6 protein-coding genes are annotated in these 5,632 nt (G+C 63.6%); 5 read left to right on the forward strand and 1 reads right to left on the reverse strand.

Annotated elements, in window-relative coordinates:
• From galK to AC0AP0_RS08275, 3 genes are all read left to right on the forward strand, one after another.
• Positions 1-1,128 (forward strand): galactokinase (galK, locus tag AC0AP0_RS08265; protein ID WP_490430120.1); only part of this gene is annotated, 1,128 nt, incomplete at its 5' end.
• A 117-nt stretch (positions 1,129-1,245) separates the two neighbouring features.
• The gene (locus AC0AP0_RS08270) at positions 1,246-1,518 is read left to right on the forward strand and encodes an ACT domain-containing protein (RefSeq protein ID WP_015021435.1); all 273 of its coding nucleotides are present in this window, start codon (positions 1,246-1,248) and stop codon (positions 1,516-1,518) included.
• Positions 1,519-1,528: 10 nt separating this feature from the next.
• Positions 1,529-2,893, forward strand: coding sequence for a PFL family protein (locus AC0AP0_RS08275; protein WP_490430121.1), 1,365 nt, complete (start codon positions 1,529-1,531; stop codon positions 2,891-2,893).
• A 16-nt stretch (positions 2,894-2,909) separates the two neighbouring features.
• Here AC0AP0_RS08275 and AC0AP0_RS08280 read toward each other — a convergent pair whose 3' ends face one another.
• Complete coding sequence (locus AC0AP0_RS08280; RefSeq protein WP_110412481.1) at positions 2,910-3,569, reverse strand: tRNA (cytidine(34)-2'-O)-methyltransferase; 660 nt, start codon at positions 3,567-3,569, stop codon at positions 2,910-2,912.
• Positions 3,570-3,680: 111 nt separating this feature from the next.
• On the opposite strand from AC0AP0_RS08280, the gene AC0AP0_RS08285 reads away from it, so the two are divergent.
• Positions 3,681-4,715, forward strand: coding sequence for an HhH-GPD family protein (locus tag AC0AP0_RS08285; protein WP_375537547.1), 1,035 nt, complete (start codon positions 3,681-3,683; stop codon positions 4,713-4,715).
• A 30-nt stretch (positions 4,716-4,745) separates the two neighbouring features.
• Positions 4,746-5,408, forward strand: coding sequence for a hypothetical protein (locus AC0AP0_RS08290; protein WP_490430122.1), 663 nt, complete (start codon positions 4,746-4,748; stop codon positions 5,406-5,408).
• Positions 5,409-5,632: the final 224 nt, after the last annotated feature.

Raw genomic sequence — 5,632 nt, forward strand, 5'->3', positions numbered from 1 at the left:
AATCTCATTGGCGAGCACACGGATTACAACGCCGGTCTCTGCCTGCCCATCGCCCTGCCCAATCGTACCTATGTGGCTGCAAGCCCCAGGACGGACAGCCGGATCCGTCTGGTCTCCACCATGGATCCGGAGAATCCGGTCCAGGCTGACCTGGATGGTCTTCAGGCCCGGGGAGTGAGCGGCTGGGCAGCCTATCCGGTCGGCGTGGCCTGGGCCCTGCAGCGGGATGGCTTCCCCCAGGTTCGAGGGTTCGATCTGGCCCTGGCCTCCTGCGTGCCGGTGGGATCCGGGTTGAGCTCCTCGGCGGCCATGACCTGTGCCGTGGCCCTGGCCCTGGATGACCTGTTCGACCTGGGGCTGGGCGGCGACGAGGCTGGCCGGGTCAGGCTGATCCAGGCCGCCATCACTGCGGAAAACGATATGGCCGGAGCCTCCACCGGTGGCATGGATCAGAGCGCTGCCATGCGGTGTCGATCCGGCTGCGCCCTGCGGTTGGACTGCCGGCCGGAACTGGACGCCATGAGCAATGTGCGGCAGGTCCCCTTCGACCTGCAGGCTGCGGGCCTGGAGCTGCTGGTCGTCGACACCAGGGCCCAGCACCAGCTCAACGATGGCCAATACGATCAGCGGCGGGCCGCCTGCGAGCAGGCTGCACATCTGCTGGGGGTGGACAACCTGCGCCAGGCTGCGGACCAGGTCAATGGCGCTGCTGATCCCCCATCCGCACTGGTTGCCCTGCTGGAGCAGATGCCCGATGAGACCATGCGTCGGCGGGTCCGCCACGTGGTCAGCGAAATAGGACGGGTGGACCGCTTCATCGAGGCCTTCGGCAGAGGCGATTACGTCCTGGCCGGCCGTCTGATCAATGCCTCCCATGACTCCCTGAGGGACGACTACGAGGTCACCTGCCCGGAATTGGATGAGGCTGTGGATGCAGCACGTCAGAGCGGGGCCTATGGGGCTCGCATGACCGGCGGCGGGTTCGGCGGATCCATCATCGCCCTGGCTGACGCCGGCAAAGGTCGCGATCTTGCCCGTGACATCGCCGAACGATTCGCCTCCAAGGGATTCAAGGCCCCCAGAGCCCTGATCGCCCTGCCCTCCTCAGCGGCCGCTCGCGAATCCTGAATCCAGACTGCAGACCTCTACGACCCCGCTTCTCCCGGTGCTCCTCTAAGCTGGGGGAAGCGGGGTCCTGGTTTTCAGGGGGTCCGATCAAGGGCGAGGTGGATGAGGAGGACGGCCATGGACAAGGCGATCATCACAGTGGTGGGAAAGGATGCCATTGGCATCATTGGCAAGGTCTGCACAGACCTCTCCCAGCAAGGTGTCAATGTGCTGGATATTTCGCAGACCATTCTGGACGGCTTCTTCACCATGATGATGATCGTGGACTGCACCGCCTGTAGGGATGATTTCGATGCACTGAGCCAGCGGATGGAATCTTTGGGAGAGGACATCGGAGTCTCCATCCGCTGCCAGCGCGAGGAGATCTTTACCAGGATGCACCGGGTCTGAGGAGGCAGCCATGATCACACGTGACGAGGTCCTGGAGACCAACGACATGATCGATCGGGAGCGTCTGGACGTACGCACCATCACCATGGGCATCAGCCTGCTGGACTGCGCCAGTCAAGATGTGGACATGCTCTGCCGGAACATCCATCGCAGGATCGTTTCCTTGGCTGGCGATCTGGTGTCCACTGGGGACTCCATCGCCCGCGAATACGGTATTCCCATCGTTAACAAGCGCATCACCGTCACCCCTATCTCTCTGGTGGCCGCCGGAGCCTGCCACACCGTGGAGGACTATGTAGCCGTGGCCAAGGCCCTGGACCGCTCGGCCCAGGAGGTCGGGGTCAATTTGATTGGCGGTTACTCGGCCCTGGTCGGCAAGGGCATGACCCCGGCCGAGCGGTTGCTGATCAAGTCCCTGCCCAGGGCGCTGAGCCAGACGGAACGGGTCTGCGCCAGCGTCAACGTGGGCTCCACCAGAACAGGCATTGATATGGACGCCGTAGCCCTCATGGGCCGGGTCGTCAAGGCCACCGCCGAGAGCACCGCCGACTCGGACAGCTCCGGCTGCACCAAGCTGGTGGTCTTCTGCAACGCTCCGGACGACAACCCCTTCATGGCCGGCGGCTTCCATGGGGTCAGCCAGGGATCGGCCGTCATCAACGTGGGGGTCTCCGGGCCTGGCGTGGTCAAGACCGCCCTGGAATCCGCCAAGGGAGCGGACTTCGGGCAGCTCTGCGAGACCATCAAGCGCACGGCCTTCAAGATCACCCGGGTGGGGCAGCTGGTAGCCCAGGAGGCCAGCCGTCGTCTAGATGTGCCCTTCGGAATCATCGATCTGTCCCTGGCGCCCACCCCTGCGGTGGGGGACTCGGTGGGCGAAGTCCTGCAGACCATGGGTCTGGAGCAGGTGGGCGCCCCAGGGACCACTGCGGCCCTGGCCATCCTCAACGATCAGGTCAAGAAGGGCGGCATCATGGCTTCCAGCTCGGTGGGCGGGCTGTCTGGAGCCTTTATTCCCGTGTCCGAGGATGCCGCCATGATCCAGGCTACGCAAGAGGGAAGCCTGACCCTGGAGAAGCTTGAGGCCATGACCTGCGTCTGCTCGGTGGGGCTGGACATGGTTCCCATCCCCGGGGACACTTCCGCGGAATCCATCTCCGGCCTTATCGCCGACGAGGCGGCCATAGGCATGATTAATCAGAAGACCACCGCAGTCAGGGTCATTCCTGTCATCGGCAAGCAGGTGGGCGAGTGGGCCGAGTTCGGCGGGCTCATGGGCGGCGGGCCGGTCGTGCCTGTCAATACCCGCTCCTGTGCCGACTTCGTCAACCGGGGCGGACACATCCCAGCGCCTATTCATAGTTTCAAGAACTGAGCGTGCTCGCGGTTTTTCAGCGGCCGCCTTGGAATCCCAGCTGCCTCCAGGCCTCGTAGATGGCTATGGATGCGCAGTTGGTCAGGTTCAGGCTGCGCAGGCTGGGCCGCATGGGCAGCCTGACCTGTTCGGCCACGTGAGGGCCGGCCATAATGTCCATGGGGTCGGGGATGTCGCCCGGCTCGGGGCCGAACAGGAGGATGTCGTCCGGCCGGTAGTTGACCTCGGTGTAGAGCTTGTCGGCGTGGGCGGTGAAGGCGATGATCCGGCTGCCGGGCATGGAACGGACCAGGTCGTCGAAGTCCGGGTGCAGGACCACGTGGGCCATGTCATGGTAGTCCAGGCCGGCCCGGCGCAACTTGGTGTCCTTGAGGTTGAAGCCCAGGGGCTCTATCAGATGCAGGATGGTGCCAGTCACGGCGCACAGGCGGATGGCCGAGCCGGTGTTGCCGGGGATCCGCGGCGAGTAGTAGCACAGGTGGGGTGTGGAGGTCTTCACCCGGCTGGCCTGCTCGGCCTTCATCATGGCGTCCACTACCGAGATGGGGTTGCCGTGGGCGTCGGTGACCAGTTCATCCGGACCATAATTCGATTTGCGGTATCCGTACTCGTACATGCTTTCGACAGCCTTCGATGGGTCGTCGGACCGCTCCTGCTCCTGCTCCTGCCTGTTCATGAGGCCAACCTACCGTCGCCAAACGACAGGTAAGGGAACATCGGTCGGCACCGTCAGGCAGAATACGGCGGTTGAATGAGGCAGAATCGGATGGCGAAGGGCGGTGTGACCATGGAGAACGCGGAAACGGCCTCGGCGGAGATTGAGCCTATCCGCCTGAGGCTGTTCGACTGGTGGAGCCGATATGCCCGCGACCTGCCCTGGCGCTTTGGGCGAACCACGCCTTGGGGGGTCCTGGTATCCGAGGTCATGAGCCAGCAAACCCAGATGAGCAGGGTGGTGCCCTACTGGGTGGCCTGGATGAAGGTTTGGCCGGATGCGGCCTCCCTCGCTGCCGCACCCAAAGCTGAAGTCATCACGGCCTGGGGCCGACTGGGCTACCCGCGCCGAGCCCTGCGCTTGCAGGAGTGCGCACAGCAGGTGGCCGGCCAGTATGCAGACCGGCTGCCCCGGGATTACGACCAGCTGGTGGCCCTGCCTGGCATCGGCGACTACACAGCCAGCGCTGTCATGAGCTTTGCCTACGGCGAGCGGATCGCCGTCATCGACACCAATATTCGCAGGGTGCTTTCCAGGGTCTTTCTGGGGCGTGAATCCACCGGTGGCGCTGCCAGCCGAGAGGAGCGCCAGCTGGCCTGGCAGGTCCTGCCTGAGGACGGAGAGCAGAAGCCTGTTAGCGCCGACGAAGGAGGGCCGGAGGATGTCGGTGTTCAGGACGGCGGTGCCCAGGAAGATAGTGGGCGCCTGGGACTTGCTGATCCGAAGGTCAGGTCGGCAGCCTGGCGGGAGCCGCCCTCGGCCCGATGGAACCAGGCCGTCATGGAGCTGGGAGCCACGGTCTGCATCGCCCGCAAGCCGGCCTGCGATATCTGTCCTCTGGCCGGCCACTGCCGCTTTCTCAAGGCCGGAATGCCCGGTCTAGGCGTAGGCAGAACCAGGCCCCGGCAGCGCTTCGCGGGCACCGACCGGCAGGTACGCGGTGCCATTCTTCAGGCCCTACGGCAGGCTTCGGGCGAGCCCGTCTCCAAGGAGGACCTGAGACACCTGTGCGAGGACGAAATCCGACTTGATCGGTGTATCGCCTCCCTGGACGAGGACGGCCTTCTGGAGATCGGCCAGAACGGCAGCCTAAGTCTGCCGCAGTGAAGGCTGCCCTGTCGATTAGACTGGGAAAGTATGGCCAAGCGACGCATTAGCGAAAAGAAGCGGCGGATGTATCGTCGCCGGAGGATTGCGGCAGCCCTGCTGGCGGTGCTCTTCCTGCTGGTCTGTGCTGGCCTGGTTTGGGGCGTGGGGGCCGGCATCAGAGCACTGCGCGGAGGCGATGGGGGCCAGGGAGTCTCGACCAGCGCCCAGCAGGACGCAAAGACCAAAACCAAGGACAAGGACAAGCAGGGCAAAGATCAGAAGAAGGACGCCGGCAAGAAGCGTTCCTCCGGAGCTCCTGACTGTAACAAGGGGGATCTGGCTCTGGAGCTGGCTGCACCTAATCCCAGCACTGAGGTCGGCGGGTCCATCGACTTTACGGCAACCATTCGTCACAAGGGAACGGGCTCATGTTTGGTGGATGGTTCCGACGGCGGCCGTGTGCTCGTCATCACCAGCGGTCAGGATACCATTTGGCGCTCCGATGCCTGCCCGGTTGGGGCGCGCACCCTGCTCATGGCCACAGGAGACAAGGACGTGCAGACCATTACCTGGCATGCCGACAGGAGTCAGGACAGCTGCCAGCCAGACCAGAAGTTGCTCAGGGTCAAGGCCGGTTCCTACCATGCCACGCTGGTGCTCAAGGCCGATTCGCACGTGGTTTCCCAGTCAGTGCCGATCATGATTCAATAGCAGCTTTTCCAAGACGACACGCCGATTGCGTCCAGGTCCTTTGCCTGCTATAGTTTTGTCTTTGCATGAGGTGTGTCATATAGCGGGCATGCATCATCGAGGAGATGCCCGCGAATAGGCATATGGCGGCCATTCGGCATCTCCCTGGGGTAACAGGAATGATCGAGTACGGCGAGCGATAAGGAACGTCCATTTTGGCTGCCAATAAAGCTGTAAGTAGTACC

It is taken from the genome of Bifidobacterium sp. POST2/T3 (B1), from assembly GCF_058197115.1.